General features: G+C 69.9%; 20 protein-coding genes and 1 pseudogene. 15 read left to right on the top strand and 6 right to left on the bottom strand.

The window, feature by feature from the left end; genetic code table 11:
* Positions 1 to 55: 55 nt before the first annotated feature.
* The 4 genes from AB0B91_RS03295 (at position 56) to AB0B91_RS03310 (ending at position 3,091) form a co-directional block, all read left to right on the top strand.
* Complete coding sequence (locus tag AB0B91_RS03295; protein WP_358314582.1) at positions 56 to 484, top strand: hypothetical protein; 429 nt, start codon at positions 56 to 58, stop codon at positions 482 to 484.
* Positions 481 to 834: a hypothetical protein gene (locus AB0B91_RS03300; RefSeq protein WP_358314585.1), complete on the top strand. Its 354-nt coding sequence runs from the start codon at positions 481 to 483 to the stop codon at positions 832 to 834. The genes AB0B91_RS03295 and AB0B91_RS03300 overlap by 4 nt, the downstream gene beginning before the upstream one ends.
* Complete coding sequence (locus AB0B91_RS03305) at positions 831 to 2,813, top strand: recombinase family protein (protein ID WP_358314588.1); 1,983 nt, start codon at positions 831 to 833, stop codon at positions 2,811 to 2,813. Before AB0B91_RS03300 ends, AB0B91_RS03305 begins: the two co-directional genes overlap by 4 nt.
* Before the next feature lie 134 nt (positions 2,814 to 2,947).
* A complete protein-coding gene (locus AB0B91_RS03310; RefSeq protein ID WP_358314591.1) occupies positions 2,948 to 3,091 on the top strand; it encodes a hypothetical protein in 144 nt (47 codons plus the stop codon).
* Positions 3,092 to 3,342: 251 nt separating this feature from the next.
* Here the strand turns inward: AB0B91_RS03310 and AB0B91_RS03315 are convergent, their stop codons facing one another.
* Positions 3,343 to 3,795: a DUF1801 domain-containing protein gene (locus AB0B91_RS03315; protein ID WP_358314594.1), complete on the bottom strand. Its 453-nt coding sequence runs from the start codon at positions 3,793 to 3,795 to the stop codon at positions 3,343 to 3,345.
* Between the two features lie 163 nt (positions 3,796 to 3,958).
* Between AB0B91_RS03315 and AB0B91_RS03320 the strand changes: the two genes are divergently transcribed.
* The 5 genes from AB0B91_RS03320 to AB0B91_RS03340 all read left to right on the top strand — a co-directional run bounded on the left by AB0B91_RS03320 (position 3,959) and on the right by AB0B91_RS03340 (position 6,577).
* On the top strand, positions 3,959 to 4,564 hold the full coding sequence (locus AB0B91_RS03320; RefSeq protein ID WP_358314596.1) for a TetR/AcrR family transcriptional regulator: 606 nt from the start codon (positions 3,959 to 3,961) through the stop codon (positions 4,562 to 4,564).
* 445 nt (positions 4,565 to 5,009) lie between these two features.
* Complete coding sequence (locus tag AB0B91_RS03325) at positions 5,010 to 5,138, top strand: hypothetical protein (RefSeq protein ID WP_358314598.1); 129 nt, start codon at positions 5,010 to 5,012, stop codon at positions 5,136 to 5,138.
* Between the two features lie 164 nt (positions 5,139 to 5,302).
* On the top strand, positions 5,303 to 5,647 hold the full coding sequence (locus tag AB0B91_RS03330) for a hypothetical protein (protein WP_358314600.1): 345 nt from the start codon (positions 5,303 to 5,305) through the stop codon (positions 5,645 to 5,647).
* A gap of 37 nt (positions 5,648 to 5,684) precedes the next feature.
* Entirely contained in the window at positions 5,685 to 6,137 is a 453-nt protein-coding gene (locus AB0B91_RS03335; RefSeq protein WP_358314603.1) for a MerR family transcriptional regulator, read from the top strand.
* Between the two features lie 107 nt (positions 6,138 to 6,244).
* Positions 6,245 to 6,577: a YnfA family protein gene (locus tag AB0B91_RS03340; RefSeq protein WP_358314606.1), complete on the top strand. Its 333-nt coding sequence runs from the start codon at positions 6,245 to 6,247 to the stop codon at positions 6,575 to 6,577.
* Positions 6,578 to 6,763: 186 nt separating this feature from the next.
* On the opposite strand, the gene AB0B91_RS03345 is transcribed toward AB0B91_RS03340, so the two are convergent.
* Complete coding sequence (locus AB0B91_RS03345; protein WP_358314609.1) at positions 6,764 to 7,270, bottom strand: ArsI/CadI family heavy metal resistance metalloenzyme; 507 nt, start codon at positions 7,268 to 7,270, stop codon at positions 6,764 to 6,766.
* An 83-nt stretch (positions 7,271 to 7,353) separates the two neighbouring features.
* Here AB0B91_RS03345 and AB0B91_RS03350 point away from each other — a divergent pair, with 83 nt between their 5' ends.
* The 6 genes and pseudogenes from AB0B91_RS03350 to AB0B91_RS03375 all read left to right on the top strand — a co-directional run.
* Positions 7,354 to 7,737 carry a metalloregulator ArsR/SmtB family transcription factor gene (locus AB0B91_RS03350; RefSeq protein ID WP_358314612.1) on the top strand — a complete coding sequence of 128 codons (384 nt, stop codon included), beginning with the start codon at positions 7,354 to 7,356 and terminating at the stop codon, positions 7,735 to 7,737.
* Positions 7,734 to 8,534 carry an aquaporin gene (locus AB0B91_RS03355; protein ID WP_358314615.1) on the top strand — a complete coding sequence of 267 codons (801 nt, stop codon included), beginning with the start codon at positions 7,734 to 7,736 and terminating at the stop codon, positions 8,532 to 8,534. The genes AB0B91_RS03350 and AB0B91_RS03355 overlap by 4 nt, the downstream gene beginning before the upstream one ends.
* Before the next feature lie 8 nt (positions 8,535 to 8,542).
* A complete protein-coding gene (locus tag AB0B91_RS03360; RefSeq protein ID WP_358314618.1) occupies positions 8,543 to 8,965 on the top strand; it encodes an arsenate reductase ArsC in 423 nt (140 codons plus the stop codon).
* Positions 8,962 to 9,465 carry an N-acetyltransferase family protein gene (locus AB0B91_RS03365; RefSeq protein WP_358314621.1) on the top strand — a complete coding sequence of 168 codons (504 nt, stop codon included), beginning with the start codon at positions 8,962 to 8,964 and terminating at the stop codon, positions 9,463 to 9,465. Before AB0B91_RS03360 ends, AB0B91_RS03365 begins: the two co-directional genes overlap by 4 nt.
* 131 nt (positions 9,466 to 9,596) lie before the next feature.
* Positions 9,597 to 10,304, top strand: a complete 708-nt coding sequence (locus tag AB0B91_RS03370; RefSeq protein WP_358315693.1) for a PLP-dependent aminotransferase family protein — start codon at positions 9,597 to 9,599, stop codon at positions 10,302 to 10,304.
* A gap of 308 nt (positions 10,305 to 10,612) precedes the next feature.
* Positions 10,613 to 10,849 (top strand): annotated as a pseudogene (locus AB0B91_RS03375) (cupin domain-containing protein); the annotation flags it as partial.
* Between the two features lie 12 nt (positions 10,850 to 10,861).
* Here the strand turns inward: AB0B91_RS03375 and AB0B91_RS03380 are convergent.
* The 4 genes from AB0B91_RS03380 to AB0B91_RS03395 form a co-directional block, all read right to left on the bottom strand.
* Positions 10,862 to 11,710, bottom strand: a complete 849-nt coding sequence (locus AB0B91_RS03380; RefSeq protein WP_358314624.1) for a serine protease — start codon at positions 11,708 to 11,710, stop codon at positions 10,862 to 10,864.
* 125 nt (positions 11,711 to 11,835) lie between these two features.
* Positions 11,836 to 12,648: an SAM-dependent methyltransferase gene (locus tag AB0B91_RS03385; protein WP_358314627.1), complete on the bottom strand. Its 813-nt coding sequence runs from the start codon at positions 12,646 to 12,648 to the stop codon at positions 11,836 to 11,838.
* 18 nt (positions 12,649 to 12,666) lie between these two features.
* Positions 12,667 to 13,110 carry an acyl-CoA thioesterase gene (locus AB0B91_RS03390; protein WP_358314630.1) on the bottom strand — a complete coding sequence of 148 codons (444 nt, stop codon included), beginning with the start codon at positions 13,108 to 13,110 and terminating at the stop codon, positions 12,667 to 12,669.
* Positions 13,107 to 15,641, bottom strand: a complete 2,535-nt coding sequence (locus AB0B91_RS03395) for an SDR family oxidoreductase (protein ID WP_358314632.1) — start codon at positions 15,639 to 15,641, stop codon at positions 13,107 to 13,109. The genes AB0B91_RS03390 and AB0B91_RS03395 overlap by 4 nt, the downstream gene beginning before the upstream one ends.
* Positions 15,642 to 15,816 lie beyond the last annotated feature (175 nt).

Consider the following 15,816-nt stretch of genomic DNA (forward strand, 5'->3'; position numbering starts at 1 on the left):
AACCGTCGACAACGACCGTTGGTGCGACTACCGTCGGGCACAGGAGGCGGTGTCGATGGACACGACGGAACGGTTGAGGTTCCTGGCAGCCTCCGGGCTGGTGCACCCACAACCCGACGCGGTCTCGGCCCCGTTGTTCGCCTCCGGCGGGTTCTTCCTGCCCGAGGACAAGGTGCAGGCCAAGTACGAGTTGCTGCGGGCCCACGCGGTCGAACACCTCAGCCCGGCCCAGGCCGCCGCAGCCCACGGCTACTCACGATCGGGGTTCTACCTGATCAAGTCGTCCTTCCTCCGCATGGGCATGACCGGTCTGCTGGACGGCCGGCCAGGGCGGCGCGGGCCGGTCAAGATGACCGAGGAGATCGCATCGATGCTGCGCGATGCCCCCGCCACGATGTCCGGTGCGGTTCTGGTCGGCGTGGTGGCGGAGCAGTTCGGAGTGGTGCTGCACCGCCGCACCATCGAGCGGATCCGGCGGCGGTGATCTTTGGCAGGACCGGGGAGGGCATGTGGTTCCCGCTGCCAGGCGAGCCGTCCCAGGCCGAGTATGAAATTCTGCGCGCACAGGTGCTGGAGCACGGGCGGATGCCGTCCTCGCCGGCTGCGGCCCGGTTCGCCCGCCGGGGCCTGGCCGGCCTGATCGCCTGGCCTGCCGGGGAGGTGGCCTTCCGCGCCGTGCTGGTGGGCGCCCGCCGCCCGGCCTGGAGCCCGTATGCCGATCCGCGGTTACAGGTCTTGGCCGAGGCCTTCGCTCTGCTGCTGGAGAGCGCCGACCGCTGCGAGGGACCGGCGCCCCAGTGGGCGCAGCGGCGCAAGGGGCGGTGGGCACGATGAGATCGGTGCTATATGCGCGGGTGTCCACCGAGAGCCAGCAAGCCCGTGGCACCATCGGCTCGCAGCTGGCCGTCCTGCGCGAGCGGGTGGCGGCAGCGGGTGACGAGCTGATCGCGGAGTTCGTCGACGACGGCTGCTCAGGTGCGCGGCTGGACCGTCCGGGCCTGGACGCGCTGCGTGACGGCGCCGAAGCCGGGATGTTCGAGCGCGTGTGGTGCCTGTCCCCGGACCGGCTGGCCCGCGTCTATGCCTACCAGGTCGTCGTCCTGGATGAACTGGCCCGTCTGCAGGTCACGGTGGTCTTCACCGATGCTCCGCCGATCTCCAACGATCCGCAGGCCACGCTGCTGACCCAGGTGCAGGGCGTGATCGCCGAGTACGAGCGGGCGAAGATCGCTGAGCGTTATCGGCGCGGCAAGCTGTTTCGTTCCCGGGCCGGGGAGGTGGTGTCCTGGCGGGCGCCCTACGGTTACCGGCGTCTGGTGCGCGCACACGATCGTCCCGCCCATCTGGAGGTCTTCGAGGCGGAGGCAGCGGTGGTCCGGCGGATCTTCGACGACTACACGGCCCGTGGCCTGTCGCTGCGGCAGATCGCCCGGGGCCTGGCCGCCGACCGGGTAGCGACCCCCAGGAGCGGTCGCGGGACCTGGGGCACCTCCACCTTGGCCCGACTGCTGCACAACGAGGCATACATCGGCCGGGTCTACTTCAACCGCACCGAGTCGGTGCCGCAGCCGGGGCCCAGCCACCGGCCACGTCAGGTGCCGCGACCGCGGCAGGAGTGGATCGCAATCACGGTGCCCGCCATCGTGTCCGAGGCCACCTTCGCCGCTGTCGAGCACGTCACCTGGGACAACAGCAAGTGGAGCCCGCGGCGGACCGAGCCCGGACAGTGGCTGCTCCGAGGACTGGTCAAGTGCGGTCCCTGCCGCATAGGAACCAACTGCCACAAGATGCGCGGCCGCAACGGCACCTGGCACCGCTACTACTACTGCCGCAACCACGACCCGCTCCGGTCCGGCGGCAGCGACCGGCGTTGCCCCGAGCGCAACATCCGCGCCGAGGCCCTGGACACCTTCGTGCTCGCCCAGATCCGCGACGCCCTCCTGCGTCCCGAGGTCCTCATGGCTGGTCAGCAGGCACGCGCCGACCAGATCGGCGACGCTGACCTGCTGAAGCACGAACTCGCCCGGCTGGATCGCAAGCTTGCTGAAGCCCAGGCCGAGCGCCGCCGTCTCGCCGACCTCTACCAGGCCGGATTAACCGACCTGCCCGACCTGCAACGACGCGCGGACGGCATCGAGCGCCGCCGCTCAGACCTGACCGCACGACGAGACGCGCTCACCTCCCAGCAACACGAACTGGCCCAAGCCGGTCAGCTTCACCACCGACTGGCCACCTTCGCCGAGCGCGCTCTTACCGGGATCGACATCCTCGACTTCGACCAGCAGCAAGCCCTGCTCCGTCTGGTCGTCGAGGAAGTGGAAGTCACCGGCTGGCAAGTGAAGATCCAACTGCGGATCCCTCTCGATGACCCTTCATCCGCCCCTCCCTCACCCAGCACTCAACCGTCACGTCCCGGGCCGTCCAGCCAAGACCGCCTGCGTTCCGTTGGTGGCCATCAACGGACCCAGCTACCGGCTCAAGAGCCGACTCGTCGCAGCCCAAGCCAACGTCGCCAGCTGCCGACACCTACAGCACCAGATACCTGGCCCGAACCGATCAACAGAGCGCCGCACCCACCGGGTTACGCCTTTTACGCGACAGCTAAGCTCCGCGCATGTCCCGTTTCGAGGTGGCCACCTTGGTCCTCGCGCCGCCCGCGGTCGTCTTCGATGCTTCCTTGTCGGTCGAGTTGCACGCCTCCTCCATGCGCGACTCACGCGAGCAAGCAGTCGCGGGGGTCACTTCCGGGCAGCTCTCCCTGGGCGATCAAGTCACCTGGCGAGCACGGCACTTCGGCTTCACTTGGCACCTGACCTCGACAATCAGCGCCTACAACAGCCCCTCGTACTTCGTCGACGAACAAGTAGACGGGCCATTCCGGCACTGGCGCCACGCGCACACTTTCGAATCGACACACGACGGCGACAGCGGCATCGAGGCGACTCTGATGAAAGACATCGTCGACTTTGCCGCGCCCGCCGGCCCATTGGGCACTGCCGTAGACGCCCTTGTCCTGCGCCGTTACATGACCAAGCTAATCCTGCTGCGCAACGCGCACATCAGGGAGACGACCGAAACCGCCAGGCAGTGACAATCCCATCGTTGTCAGCGCCGGATTAGCGGTGGCTACGCGAGTGGGGGACTGCCCCGATCAGCGCGAGCAGCAACAGACTCAACGGTGATCCGGCCGGGCGGGATCACCGTCACGAGTCGGCTCCGCGCGGTTACCTGCGCGCACGTCTGCGCAGGAAGGAGTACGCCGGCAGCCATGGTCACCCCTGCGCTGTAGCCGTGGGTCACGACCAACCCGGTATGTCGGGCTTGAACGCGCCAGGGCGCGCCTCAGCTCACCGACTGCTTCACGAGCGCGCCGATCCGCGCCTCCACCTCGGCCGTCACCTCGGTCAGGGCGAAACCGGCTGCCCACATCGTGCCCTCGTCCAGCTTCGCCTGGTCGCTGAACCCGAGCGTCGCGTAGCGCGCCTTGAACTTCTCCGCGCTCTGGAAGAAGCAGACGATCTTGCCGTCCAGCGCGTAGGAGGGCATCCCGTACCAGAGCTTCGGCGCTAGGACAGGGGCGTTGGCCGTGATAACGGCATGGACGCGCTCGGCCATGATCCGGTCCGAGTCCTGCATCTCGGCGATCTTGGCGAGCACCTCCCGTTCCGCCTCCGCCGCTTTCTCCGCCGCCTTACCTGCGCGCGAGTCGCGGCGCGCGGCCGTCTTCAACTCCTGGGCGTGGTCCTTCATCGCGGCCCGCTCCTCGGCCGTGAATCCCGCGTGCGTGCTGCTCATGGCAGATCTCCCTTTGTGGGTCTGATGTGGCGCAATCTTGGGCGCGTGGGTGGCGACGTACCAACCACTCCCCTATCGGCACGCATCGTGCCGATCGAGAGCTAATCCTGCACGTAGCCCTCGACACTGTCAACGGCACGCCACGTGCCGATAGAATGGGATCATGACCGACACGCCTGCCACGCCACGGCGCCGAGGCGCTGCGCGCACTGAAGAGCTGCTGCGAGCAACTCTCGATCTGGCCGCGGAGGTCGGTTACGCGGGCCTGAGCATCGAGGCGGTCGCCAGACGGGCCGGGGTCGGAAAGCACACCATCTACCGGCGCTGGCCGTCCATGGCGGCGCTGCTGCTCGACGCGCTCAACCGCGTGTGGGCCAGCGACCTGGACTATCGAGACACCGGGGACGTCCGCGCGGATTTGCGCGAACAGTTCCTGCGCTCAAGCCTTGCCCTTTCCAGCCCGCCGATCGGCCCCGCCTACCGCGCGGTCATCGCCGAGGCACAGGGCGATTCCACGCTGCGAGCGACCCTGCACGAACGATTCCTGGTCACCGTCGAGCAGAGCACCCTCGACCGGATCACCCGCGCCCAGCACACCGGCGAACTGGTCGCGGAAGCGAACCTGGAATTCGCCGCGGAGGTGCTGTGCGGCACTCTGTACTACCGCCACCTGCTGTCAACCCGTCTCGTCGACGAGAGCGCGGTCGATGGGCTGCTGGACATGTTCATGGCCGCGTACGGAACATCAACTAGATCTCGAAGCACATAGAGCGGCGTCCGCAGGGCCCTCACAGCGCTGACTAGAAATAGCGGCCCGCCCGCTTGACGGTCCGGATCACCGGTGCGGTCTCGACCTTGTGGACCAGCGGCAGTGCCCCGATCTGGTCGGTGAGGTAGCGGTAAAGGTCTTTGCTGTCCCGGCAAACGGGCCGAGACCAGCAGGTTCGTCGGTCCGGTCGTCGCCGCGCAGAAGGCCACCTCGGGGTGTGCGGCGATCGCGGCGCCGGTCTCGGCGAGGTGCGAGGGCGGTACGGAGGCCCACAAACGGGCGTCCGTACGGTAACCGAGGAGCTCGGTGGACCGGACGGTGGCGCGGCGCTACGCCCGGATGTGCGAGGCCAAGCTGGTTCTCGTATGGCGATGATGGCCAACTGCTGGCGCTTTGTCGGGCGCCGGGGCACACGCGGGCGGACGTCCATCAAGTCCTCGACCTGTTGGCCACCGATGTTCTGAACGCCGAGGAACTGATCACGCACCGGTTTCCGCTCGCCGAGGTCGACCAGGCCATCGCGGCGATCCAGGACCGCCGCGAGCCGATCTGGATGGCGGTGGTGATCCCGTGACACAGCAACATCCCGTGACCCGACAACATTGCCAAGCTGCGGGGGCTCGCGACGCTGGCAGGCCCCCGGCGTGAGCCCGCCGCTCGCGCACGCTGAAGCGGTTGGAAAGAGTAGTGTCGAGCAGGGTTGCATCCGGTACCTGGGTACAGGTTTACCGTCGAGGTATGACACGGGACATCGCCTTTGACCAGGAATGGGTGCCCTCGGCGTGCACGCTGCCCACGGCTGAGCAGCCGTTGCGGGTGGCCGAGTTCGACGCGTTGTTCGCCGACGCGGTACAGGCTGTGGTGCGGCTGGATCGTACGCGGTTACGGCTGGCGCTCGTCTTCAGTCCGGAGCTCGCGGCGCGGGCCGCTGAGCTGAGCGCGCGAGAGAACGGGTGCTGCTCGTTCTTCACCTTCACCCTGACCATCGCCCACGGCGGCATGACGCTGGAGGTGGCGGTGCCGCCGGAGCAGGTGGCGGTGCTGGACGCGCTGCAGGCCCGCGCCGGTGCGGCGTCGGTGTGAACAGGCCGCGCGCCGACCAGCGGGAGAGGAGGGTGTGATGGACCACATCGGCGGGCCGTTCCTGCGCAGCGGGCAGGTGGCCGAGCGGGCCGGGGTCAACCTGCAGACGCTGCGCTACTACGAGCGGCGCGGGCTGATCGCCGAACCGGCGCGCAGCCCCGGCGGGCACCGCGCCTACCCGCCGGAGACCGTCACCCTGCTCACGGTGATCAAAGCCGCCCAACGGCTCGGCTTCACCTTGGAGGAGGTGGCCGAGCTGATCGACACCGGCCGTCGCGGCCACCCCACCTCCGACCTGCGTGTCCGCGCCCAGGCCAAGATCACCGAGGTGGACGCGCGCATCGCCGACCTGACCACCATCCGTGCCGCGCTGACCCAGGTGGTCAGCGCGGGCTGCGACAGCCTGACGAACTGCACCTGCCCGGACTGCCCGCTGCCGTTTGCCGCCCTGGCCGCCGGTCGCACTGCCGAAGAGCACTTGACCACGTGAGCACTGACCACGTGAGCGCCGACCACGTGAGCGCCGACCACGACCACCGCGCACCGACCGTCCTTCCCCTCACCATCTCGGTCAGCGCATGCGCTGTACTACCTGCCATGACGATCGTTCGCTCGCTGCTGTTGTTCGCTCTGGCCGCCCTCGCCGAGATCGGCGGGGCGTGGCTGGTCTGGCAGGGGGTTCGCGAGCAGCGCGGCCTGGCCTGGATCGGCGCCGGGGTGATCGCGCTGGGCTTGTACGGGTTCGTCGCCACTCTGCAGGAGGCCGCCGACTTCGGCCGCGTCCTGGCCGCCTACGGCGGCGTGTTCATCGTCGGATCTTTGGCGTGGGGCATGGTCGCCGACGGGTTCCGGCCCGACCGGTGGGACGTCATCGGCGCGCTGGTCTGCCTGGCCGGTGTCGCTGTGATCATGTACGCGCCGCGCGGCTGACCTGCGGTCTTGATGTCCACCGAATAGAGCGGCACGATCGTCGGGATCAGCGGTTCCCCCGCCGGCGACGCCCGTGATCGCCGCGAGCATGAACCTGCTGCGCTGTGGAGGCTTCCTGGGGCGGTCGGCGCCGTGCCGATCGGCGACGGCGCCCTGCCGCGGGATGCGGCGGGCCCGTCAAGCCGGTCAGCAGCAGCCGGCCCTCGCCCCGGCGGCGGGGACGTCCTGCCCGCCAGGCTGCTGCGTGGCCTGACCGCACACGCACGGCGCGGTTGCCGCATCCTGGGCTGGCGCATCCTGGGCGGTGGCCGACTTGCCGAGTGTGTCGGCGTCGGCCTTGACCACGTAGACCTCCCAGGGCTCGTTGCCAGGGCCATGGACCCAGACCTTGTCCTGCAGGGCGTAGCAGCAGGAGGTGTCGTTCTCCTCGAACGTGGCCAGCCCGGCGTCCTTGAGCCGCTGGGTCGCGGCGTCGACCTGCGCGGTGTCCTCTACCTCGACGCCCAGGTGATCCATGCGGGTGTCCTGGCCCTCCTCGCCTTCGATGAGCACCAGCTTGAGCGGGGGCTCGGCAATGGCGAAGTTGGCATAGCCGGGCCGCAGCTTGGCCGGTGCGGCGCCGAACAGCTTGGAGTAGAAGGCGATCGAGCCTTCCAGGTCGGCGACGCGCAGGGCGAGTTGGACGCGGGACATGACGATCTCCGATCGTTGTTTCGACGGATGTCTAAGCAGTTTCGAGTTTGCGCTCCTGCTTAGGATTCTGTCAAATTAGAGATATGTCGAAGCAGGAATTGCCGGTGCTCGCCTCCGGGTGCTGCGCGCCGCTGGTCGCCGAGCCGATCGGCCAGGACGAAGCGGCCGAGCTGGCGCGGGTGTTCAAGGCCCTGGGCGATCCGATCCGGTTGCGGCTGCTGTCACTGATCGGCGCGCACGAAGGCGGCCGCCAGGCCGGGGAGGGGGTGTGCGTCTGCGAGCTGACCGGCGCGTTCGCGGTGACGGCGCCGACCATCTCGCACCATCTCAAAGTGCTCCGCGAGGCCGGTCTGATCGACAGCCAGCGGCGCGGCACCTGGGTCTACTACTGGATCATCCCGGCCACGCTCAAGCGCCTGACCGGCGTGCTCGCCCTGCCCGAGACACTCACCCTGGATGCCCGGTGAGCCCGGCCCGGGTCGGTCGAGGCCGGCGTCCGACTGCTGGCGCTGCCGACGCGCCAGCCTCCCTGGCGCGCCGGGCACTGGCCGAGTTCGCCGGCACCGCGGCCCTGGTCGCCATCGTGGTCGGCTCCGGCATCATGGCGGCCGGCCTGTCGCGCGACGTCGGCGTGCAGTTGCTGGCCAACAGCCTGGCCACCGCGGCGGGCCTGGCCGTGCTCATCGTGATCTTCGCGCCGGTGTCCGGCGCGCACTTCAACCCGGTCGTCTCCCTGGTGGCCTGGCTCCTCACCCGCCGCGAGGCGGACCCAGCCGTACGCGGCCGCGATCTGGCCGCCTACCTGCCCGCTCAAATCGCCGGCGCGCTCGCCGGAGCCGTGCTGGCGAACGCGATGTTCGCACTGCAGGCCGTCCAAATCTCGGCCCGGGACCGCTCAGCGCCGCATCTGCTGCTGGGCGAAGTAGTGGCCACCGCCGGGCTCATCGTGGTCATCTTCGCCCTGGCCCGGCAAGGCCGCCCGGCGCTGACGCCGGTGGCGGTCGGCGCCTACATCGGCGCCGCCTACTGGTTCACCAGCAGTACGAGCTTCGCCAACCCCGCCGTCACCCTGGGCCGGGCCATCACCGACACCTTCGCCGGGATCGCGCCCGCCTCGGTGCCCGGCTTCATCGCCGCCCAGCTGGCCGGGGCCGGGCTCGGCGGCCTGCTGCTGACCGCCCTCTACCCGAACGCGCCCCGGCCCGGCACGGCACCCGCCCTTGACACTGCTCACCAAACGGCCGCGGCCGACCTGCCCCGATAGGAGAAACGGTGTCCGACCAGCCCGACAAGCCGCAGGTGTTGTTCGTCTGCGTGCACAACGCCGGCCGCTCCCAAATGGCCGCCGCCTTCCTCACCCACCTGGCAGGCGATCGCGTCCTGGTCCGCTCGGCCGGATCGGCGCCCGCCGACCAGGTGAACCCTGCCGTGGTGGAGGCGATGGCCGAGACCGGCATCGACATTTCCGCCGAGATCCCCAAGGTGCTCACCGGCGACACCGTTCAAGCCAGCGACGTGGTCATCACCATGGGCTGCGGCGATGCCTGCCCGATCTTCCCCGGCAAGCGCTACGAGGACTGGCAACTCGACGACCCCGCAGGCCGGGGTGTCGACGCCGTGCGCCCCATCCGCGATCAGATCGAGGCCCGCGTCCGTGTGCTGATCGACGACCTCCTCCCCGGGAGACGGGGATGAACAGCACGACCGTGCAGGTCGCCGCCATGGCACCCGAGCATGCCGCCCAGGTGCTGGCCATCTACCAGCTCGGCATCGACGAGGGACAGGCGACCTTCGAGACTGCTGCCCCCACCTGGTCGCACTTCGACGAGGCCAGGCTGCCCGCGCACCGCCACGTCGCCCTGGACGACACCGGCCGGGTGCTCGGCTGGGTGGCGGCCACCGCGGTCTCCGACCGGTGCGTCTACGCCGGGGTGGTGGAGCACTCGGTCTATGTCCATCCCGGCGCTCGTCGTCAAGGCGTCGGCTCCATCTTGCTGGCCGCCCTGATCGCCTCCACCGAGGCCGCCGGCATTTGGACGATCCAATCCGGGATCTTCCCGCAGAACACCGCCAGTCTCACCTTGCACACTCAGGCCGGGTTCCGGGTGATCGGCACCCGGGAGCGAGTCGGCCGCCATCACGGCCTCTGGCGCGACGTCGTACTCATCGAGCGTCGCAGCCCGGTCATCGCCTGAATCTACTTTCGTTTTCGTGTCGCGACGCCTGACGTTCTCATCATGTCGCTTGGCATCTACGCCGTGCTCAGGGCGTTCAGCTCCTCGACGCGGGCGCTCCGAGCGGGCGGCGGGCCGGACTGGAATCCGCCCTGTGCACGGCGATCCGCGAAGGTCGGCTGTCCCCCGGCACGCGCCTGCCCTCGACCAGAGGGCTGAGCCGGCAACTCGGCCTGGCCCGGGGCACCGTCACCGCCGCCTACGACCAACTCGCCGAGGAGGGCTACCTCACGATCCGCCCCGGATCAGGCACCACCGTCGCCCACATCTCCAAGCCGGCCCCGGCGTCCGCGGGCCGGCCCACCACACCGACCACGCCCGGCCACGACCTGCGCCCCGGGCTTCCCGATGTCAGCGCCTTCCCCACCCGGGCCTGGCTCGCCGCCACCCGCCGCGTCCTCGGCACCGCACGGCCGGAAGTCTTCGGCGCCGGCGACCCGCAAGGCCACGTGGAGCTGCGCACCGCGCTCGTCGGCTACCTCGGCCGTACCCGTGGCGTGGTGACCACCCCGGACCAGATCGTGATCATCTCCGGCTACTACCGAGGGCCGAGCCTGCTCAGCGGCGTGCTCGCCGCAACCGGAATCCATACGGTCGCCATCGAGGACCCAGGCCACAAGCTCTTCCGCGACGTCGTCCGCCGTGCCGGTCCCACCGTTCTGCCCTTGCCCGTCGACCACCGCGGCGCCCGCGTCGACGCGCTCACATCGGACACGGGGGCGGCGTTCCTCACCCCCACCCACCAGTACCCGACCGGTGTGCCGCTGCACTCCCAACGCCGCCAAGCACTGAGCGCCTGAGCCCGGACCACCAGCGCGGTGATCGTCGAGGACGACTACGACGGCGAGTACCGCTACGACCGCCAGCCCGTCGGTGTCCTGCAGGGCACCGCCCCCGACCATGTCGTGTACTGCGGCACTCCCTCCAAGACCCTCGGTCCCGCCCTCCGCCTGGCCTGGATGGTCCTGCCGCCCCGCCTGGTGCCACCGGTCGTACGGGCCAAGCAGGACCCCCCACTACTCATGGGGCCACGGATGCGACGGGTGACGGCTGGTGAACACCGGAGGCCTGTCCGTGATCGAGGAGCACATGCCCCCGAACCGCAGAGACGTGGCACTATCACGATCACGCTCGTCAGTACTTCTACGTCCTGGACGGCCAGGCCACAATGCGCACCCCTGATGGAGAGGTCGTACTCGAACCCGGCCAGGGAATACAGATCCCGCCAGGGCTGCCCCACCAGATGGCCAACGACTCGGGCGGAATCCTCCGGTTCCTGGCCATCAGCGCCCCGACCACCCAAGGTGACCGCGTGACTTGGTCGGGGAGCGCAGCACTGTGGTAGCGGGGACGCAGGTCAGACCTGTTCCCCGATGGTGCGGGTGATCCAGGAGCGGTAGTGGGTCACGTCGGTCCAGATGCCGACTCCCGGCCCGCCGTTCGGGTTGGTGGAGCAGCCTGCTCCCCCACCCATGCGGCTGTCCACGTCGTCGCCGTCGCGTGAGGTGGCTCCGATCAGCTCCCACCGGCCGGCGATCATGCGGATCTGCGGGCCACCGGAGTCGCCGTGGCAGGCGCTGGCCGCGCGCCCGGCGCGGTCACCGGTGCACAGCTCGGTGCCGTGGTCGAGACCCTCGCAACGGTCGTCGGGTACGCGGACGGTGTCGAGCTCCTGCAACTGCCGGGGACCGTTCCCGCATCTGGTCTCGTCCTCGCAGGTCATGCCCCAGCCGATGACGCGGCTCAGGTCGCCGACCCGGCCGGGGGCGTCGGCGATGCGAATGGGCTGGAGGTCTACTCGCCGGTCCAGCTGGACCAGCAGGAGGTCGCCCTCGCGCTGCCCGCGCGTGTGGAGTCCGGCCCAGTCGGGATGGGTGATGACCCGCTTGACGCTGGTGAGGACTCCGCCCTTGTCGCGGCTGAGGGAGCCGATCCGTACCCGGGTCTCGCCGGGTTTCATGAGTCCCTTGCAGTGGGCGGCGGTGACGACCCAGTCCGCGGCGATGAGGGCGCCGCCGCAGTGGTGGTCGGGCTCTTCCCGCAGCCGGAAGGACACCATGAACGAGTAGGGTGCCGTCGCGGCTCTGCCCCCGATGATGGCGGTACGGTTCACGCTCGCAGCGGCCGTGGTGGTGGTGATCAGTGCGATCGCGAAGGCCATGAGGGTGGCCAGCATCACTGATCGCCTGCCTGTTGCCTGGAACACATGTCTCCTAAGGGAGCGGCTGAGGAGACACCTTGAACGCTGCGAACTCAACGCGATAGCAACCGCACCCAGACGATCTGAGGGTGGAAAGCGGCTGGTCAGAGGCACCAGCCGCACCCGCAAGGCTACCCGTTGTCGGCGATGAAGAGGAAGTTCCGGGGGAAGCCCATGACGTCTCGGGGCAATGGCGGGTTCCACGGCCACCGGTCGTAGGAGGCGCCCTCCTCGCCGGGGGTCTTCAGCTCGGTGACCCGCCAGCCGCATCCGGACAGGAACTCCTCGGGCTCGTCGGTGCCGAACAGCCACGGGCAGCCGTCCTCGGTCAGCCTGCGCAGTGCCTCCTGCGAGAACTCGCTGATCATCGACTGGTGGCTGAGCAGATCCCCGGCGAGCACGCTTCCCGGGGCGGAGATCTCCGCGACCCGCCGCAGCAGCACGCGGGCGTCGGGCTCCGGGATATAGAACAGCAGCCCCTCGACCACCCACAGGGTCGGCGCCGACGGATCCCAGCCGGCCTCCCGCAGCGCCTCCGGCCACGCGCCGGTGAGGTCGGCGCCGACGGGCCGCCGAACGCAGCCGTGCCGGGCGCCGAGCTCGGCGAGCCTCTTGTCCTTGTCGTCCAGCAGGTCGGCCTGGTCGATCTCGTAGAGCACGGTCTCCGGCGGCCATGGCAGCCGTACGGAGCGGGTGTCCAGGCCGGCCGCCAGCAGGACGACCTGCGTGAGGTCGGAGCGTACGGAGATCACGTCGTCCAGGTAGCGGGTCCGGATGGCGATGAACTCGCCCACGCCCGGGTTGTCGTAGCGGGCGAAGAGGGTCGCGCCCTCCTCTCCGGCCAGTTCCTCGGCCAGGTCGTCGGTGAAGATCGCGTCATCGCGCCGCGACTCCTTCGCCCTGGCGGCCGCGGTCCAGCGGGCGGTGGCGGAAACAGCGTGCATGGTCATTCCCTTCGATGGTCAACGGCGAGGGCCGCGCACCTGTTCGAGCAGGCGCCGCATCTGTTCCGGGATCCGCGCCGGGACCAGGTGGCCCTTCTCGTCGGGACGTACGCAGGCGATCCGCTGCTCGCCGGTGGCGACCAGTTCCTCTCCGCCGTCGGGGAGCTGACGCCAGTACTCGTATGTCATCACCGACTGGGTCTGGCCCAGCTCTCCCTGACGCATCCTGATGATCACCTCGTCGAAGACCGCGAGTTCCCGCAGGTAGTCGCAGTGGCAGCTCACGGTCAGCAGGCGCACCCCGTCGGCGAAACCGGCCACCACGTCGGGGACGAAGTCCCGCAGGAACATCTCCCGGGCGCGGCCCTGCCAGCGGATGTAGTTGACGTAGTTGACGTTGCCGAGCAGGTCGGTGTCCTCGATGCCCACGACGTGCCGGTATTCGTACGCGTCGCCGGTCACCGGAGCTCACCGGCCTTGCCGGCGTTCGGGTCGGTCGCGGCCAGGATCGCGAGGACGACCGGGGCGGCCACGCCACGCAGCCTGGTGGACATCGTCAGGATCCGGTGGTCGCCGGCGACGAGCCCCACCCAGCCGCCTTCCCGCGCCGAGTCGAACGTGACGGCGGCGTCGACGGGCCGGCCCGCCTTCACCAGGCACTCGGCGGCCGTCCATACCCGCGTGGCCGCGGTGTCGAAGTCCTCCCCCGCCTCGTCCGCGATGGCCTCGGCCAGCGCGAGCCGGTCGGCGCCGAGCAGCGTCGACCAGGTCTGCCTGCTCCGGGCCGTGACCGTCTCCAGGTCGCACCCCGCGGTGGTCGTGGCCATGGTGACGCCGGCCGCGTGCGCGATCGACACGGTGTCGCCGCTCACCACCTCCGGCTTGCCGTCCGGGCGCCAGACGACCTCGGCGTCGGCGCCGAGCAGCCGCTGGACCGCCAGCCGGCTGGCCTGTCGCCGCTCCAGGCCGTCGCCGTCGGCGTCGAACAGGACGCGGCCCGCCAGGTTCTGCTCGATGAGGACATGTTCCAGGTAGGAGCCCAGCAGCATGGGAACCCATTCGCGGGGAACCTCGTACTTGCTGACCAGTTGTGTACGGAAGCCCTGCCAGGTCTCGATGACGGCGCCGTCGCGGTCGGTGACCTCGATGTCCCAGCACTTGTCGTCGAAGCGGTGCCGGATGTAGACGTCGGTCGCCTGCTCGCCGGTCGACGGGCCCGGCACGATGCGTTCCACTCCCGAGGGGATGGCCAGCACGGTCGGCCCGCAGGTCTGCATCGGCTGCATGTAGGCGTCCCGGGCGGCCGGGTCGCCGAGCAGCAGCCGGGAAGGGAGATACCGCCCGAACCAGGAGGAGCCCGTGCCGGCCAGGAGGCGGCCTGTGACGTGCTGGGCGCCGGTTCGGTGGATGCTCTCGACGAGTTTGAACCTCGGGCCGTGGAAGAGCATCGGCCCGTAGAGGTCCGTCGCGGGGTCGAACGCCAGCGGCGGCAGCGCCACGTCGCCGGGCCGGGTGAGCCCGAGCGTTTCCGGCTTTGCGCCGGAATAGTCGCCGGTGTACCCCAGCGTTTCCGGCTCTGCGCCGGAGTGATCGCCGGTGTGCCCGAGCGTTTCCAGCTTGGCGCCCGAGTAATCGCAGACCGCCCGGAAGTGGTCGATCTGGAATTTGGTCGCACTCGTACGGACCGCGGTGGTGACCCGGCCTGGCCCGGTTCGCAGCGCCGCCACCCGTACCGTCACCGGAGTGTCCTCGGGAACGACGATGGCCCGGAGGAATTCCACGTCCTCCAGGACCGGCACGGTCTCGGTGCCGAGCAGCCCGGCCGCGGCCTGAGCCATGATCTCCATGCCCACCGTGCCCGGGAGGACGGCCCCTTCCCCGCCGCCGAAGACGTGCTCGGCGAGGTAGGGATCGCTGGCCCAGCTGACCTCGGAGTCGGCGACGAGCTCGATGCCGGGGTAGGAGACGCGCGGCTGCTCCAGGAAGCGGAGCAGTGGCAGATCATCGCTCCCCTCCCGTCCGGCGCGGAAGGTCACCGTCGGCAGCTCGCCGAACCGGCCGGTGACCACGGTGACGACGGGCGCGCCGAGGTCGGCGATCAGCTCGCGGAGCATGGCCACCCCCTGGTCGGGGGTGATGGTGGTGACGCCCACGCGGGCGAGGTTCTCCACCGAGCCGAGCCGCTCGCCCATGCCGACGCCCGACCACAGCGACCATTCCACGGCCCGGCATCGGCAGTGCGGCAGCTCGTGTGCGAGCCGTTCGACCAGGTCGCTCTGCCATTCGTTGGCGATGGCGTAGTGGGCCTCGCCCCGCAGCCCGGCCCGTCCGGTGATGCTGCCGAACGTGACGAGCAGCCGCAGGGCGGTGGTGTCGACGGCGGCCAGTACCGCTTCGAGCCCCGCGACCTTGGGGTCGATCGTGGCGGCGTAGTCGTCGTCGGTGAGCTCTCCGAGCAGCTTGGGCACGTTGCCGCCGGCTCCGTGGAGGACGCCGGTGACCTTGCCGAGGTCCGCTTCGAGCGCGGCGACCGCTTCGGCCATCTTCGCCCGGTCGGTGACGTCGGCGCGCAGGTAGCGGGCGGTCACTCCGGTGCTCGCCATCCGCTCCAGGTTGGCGGCCAGTTCGCCGTCCGCCGCCGGGTCGGACCGGCCCAGCAGGGCCAGGCGCGTGCCGGTCTCCTTGGCCAGGCTCAGGGCGCATTCGGCCGTGATGCCCTTGCCGCCGCCGGTGACAAGCAGCACATCGTCCGGGCCGAGCGGGAGCGCGGCGCCGTTGAGCTCCACCGGCACCAGCACGGGCTCTGTCCGGACTCCATCGGCGTCGTAGCAGACCTCCTTGAAGCGGTCGGTCGCGGTGACCTCCGCGGTGATCCGCGCGGGCGCCTCGGCCGCGTCGAGCGGCAGGGTCACCACGGTGGTGGCCACCCAGGGCGCCTCCAGGTGCAGGCTCTTGGCGAAGCCGGCCCCACCGGGATCCTCCTGGACGATCACGCACCGGGTCACCTCCTTGCCCGCGAGCACCGCGTCGGCGGCGGCACGCAGCACCGCCAGCCGCTCGGCCCCCGACCCCGACGGCGAAGGCGAAGGCGAAGGCGAAGGCGAAGGCGAAGGCGAAGGCGAAGGCGAAGGCGAAGGCGAAGGCGAAGGCGAAGGCGAAGGCGAAGGC

The sequence above is a fragment of the Nonomuraea sp. NPDC049141 genome (genome assembly GCF_040648415.1).
Lineage (GTDB): Bacteria > Actinomycetota > Actinomycetes > Streptosporangiales > Streptosporangiaceae > Nonomuraea.